Here is a 1,578-nt window from a genome sequence, read left to right as displayed (position 1 = left end):
CCGGTTCCGAGGACTTCGGCGGGGAAGCATGGCAAGAGGGCCTCGAGCGACTGGTGGACGCGCTGCGCGGCGACGCGGATCTCAACGGCATCGGTGCCGCCTTCGCTGGCCGCGAGCTCAAGCAGCAGCTCGTCAACCGCCTGAAGATCGTCGCGTACAGCAAGGCCAACCCGGCGGTCACGAAGGCCGACGTCGTACCGCCGGTTGTGATCGTCGGGCATGGCCGCACGGGCACAACGATCCTGCATGACCTGATGGCGCAGGATCCCGCCACACGCGTGCCGCTGACCTGGGAGGTCGAGCGACCATACCCGCCACCTGAAACCGCGACCTATGACACCGACCCCCGTATCGACGCGGTCGACATGAGGCTTGCGGCCATCGGTCAGGTGATGCCGGAGCTGCAGGGCATGCATCCGATGGGCGCCCGGCTCGCCCAGGAATGCGTCTGTATCACGAACGCTGATTTCCGGAGCACGCTGTTCGGCACGGAGTATCGGGTTCCCAGCTACATGACCTGGCTGCTGGACACTGCCGACATGGCGCCGGCGTACCGGTGGCATCGGCAGTTCCTCCAGCATCTGCAGGCGCGTCACCCGGCGCACCGCTGGGTGCTGAAATCCCCGGGCCACATCTGGAGCCTCGGCGAGTTACTCGCGGAGTACCCGGAAGCATTGCTGATACAGACACACCGCGACCCCAGGGCTCCGGCGAGGTAGCGCAGCGTCATGATTGATAGCCGATGGTAGTCGGCCCGGTGATCATTCCTCGGCGTCCGACGGGCGATTGATTATCGCCACAGCTCGTCGCGGATTCCTGCCGTAGAAACTCGTTCTGGCGCTGGCCGTGATTCGACGGCGCGTTCCGCGCCAGGCGGCAGGCAATTGACCCGGAAATGCTTGACGGGATGCAGGCTCCCCGTTGAGAGAGAAGTGGCCTTCCACTTGGGACAATGTAAGTACCACCAAACAAAACCCAAGACAGAAGGCCACCACGTGCCATCATGCCAGCTTGACCCCTGCATGTCCACCGAGCCCGTAGATTGCGAGCGGCTCGACATCTCCAGCCTGCTCGCGATGCTCGGCGAGATTCCCGACCCACGCAAGGCAAAGGGAGCGATCTACAGCCTGCGGTACATCCTGTCGACATCGCTTGTTTCGACGATGACCGGCGCTCAGCGCCTCAGCGAGATCGGCCGCTGGGCCGTGAGAATCCCCCAGCCCCTGCTGGCCCGGYTGGGCGCGCCCTACGACCACTTTCTCGGACGGTACCGAGTACCCAGCGAGAAGGCGATCCGCGCAGTTCTCCAGGTCATCGACATAGCGGCTCTGGACGCCCGCATCGGTTGCTGGCTGTTCACGCAGACCGCCCGGGAGCACGGGGAGCAGATCGCCATCGCGGTCGATGGCAAGGTCATGCGTGGCGCATGGGTAGATGAGAAGACACAGGTCAAGCTACTTGCCGCGATGATCCACGGCAGAGGCCTCGTCGTCGGACAGATCCGCGTCCCCGACGACACCAACGAGATCACCCAGGTCGAGAATCTACTCGACCAGCTTCCGGAAATGCCAGGCCGTC

The 1,578-nt window shown here is 64.2% G+C and carries 2 protein-coding genes; both read left to right on the top strand.

The window, feature by feature from the left end; genetic code table 11:
* A partial coding sequence (locus tag BL253_RS39005; protein ID WP_131831719.1) for a sulfotransferase family protein occupies nucleotides 1-719 on the top strand: 719 nt, incomplete at its 5' end.
* A 303-nt stretch (nucleotides 720-1,022) separates the two neighbouring features.
* Nucleotides 1,023-1,578: transposase family protein (locus BL253_RS39000; protein ID WP_131831718.1), on the top strand; the 556-nt coding region annotated here is incomplete at its 3' end.

Origin of the sequence: Pseudofrankia asymbiotica (assembly GCF_001983105.1) — a bacterium.
GTDB classification, from domain to species: Bacteria; Actinomycetota; Actinomycetes; order Frankiales; family Frankiaceae; genus Pseudofrankia; species Pseudofrankia asymbiotica.
Note: the sequence above shows the minus strand (reverse complement) of the source record. Positions and strands in the feature narration are given on the sequence as shown.